The following is a 570-nucleotide window of genomic DNA, read 5'->3' as shown; positions in this document are numbered from 1 at the left end:
GTTACACTATTACTTGGAGGGGATTTTTCATGACTAAAAAAGGTTCAAYATTTATTACATATTCAGAAGAATTAAAGTTAGCGGCTGTTCAAAGTTATTTAAACGGAGAAGGAAGTTACAATATGATAAAGGAAAAATATCAGATTAGAAGCTCTACACAACTAAAAAATTGGGGAAAAAAATATAAAGAATTTGGTGAAATTACAGATACTCGTGGAAAAAATGGTGGAATGAAAGGTATATCAAATCCTCTAAAAGGCAAACGCGTTCATTTTAAGACGATTGAAGAGGAACGTGACTACTATAAGGCACAGGTTGAATATTTAAAAAAGCAGTATCCGAATCTGTAAATGGAGGTGCACTAAAATATACGGTGAGATATCATATTATTGAATCATTAAAGGGGAAATATCCAGTTATATGGCTTACGAAATTTGCGGGTGTACATCGTTCAAGTTACTATAAGTGGATTCATACAAAAAGTATGAAAAACATGCGACTAGAATCCGAGAAACGATTAAAAAAAGTAATACAATCTATTCACGTAAGGCACAAGGAATATGGTTATCC

The 570-nt window shown here is 32.3% G+C and carries 1 protein-coding gene and 1 pseudogene; both read left to right on the top strand.

Translation table 11 applies throughout. From position 1 onward, the window contains the following. Positions 1–350, top strand: a 350-nt coding sequence (locus AC1DTM_RS30950) for a transposase (protein WP_477001758.1), incomplete at its 5' end; no start/stop codon positions are given. A gap of 23 nt (positions 351–373) precedes the next feature. Further along, positions 374–570, top strand: a pseudogene (locus AC1DTM_RS30945) (IS3-like element ISSau2 family transposase); the annotation flags it as partial.

It is taken from the genome of Bacillus sp. P4_D3, from assembly GCF_056401855.1.
Note: the sequence above shows the minus strand (reverse complement) of the source record. Positions and strands in the feature narration are given on the sequence as shown.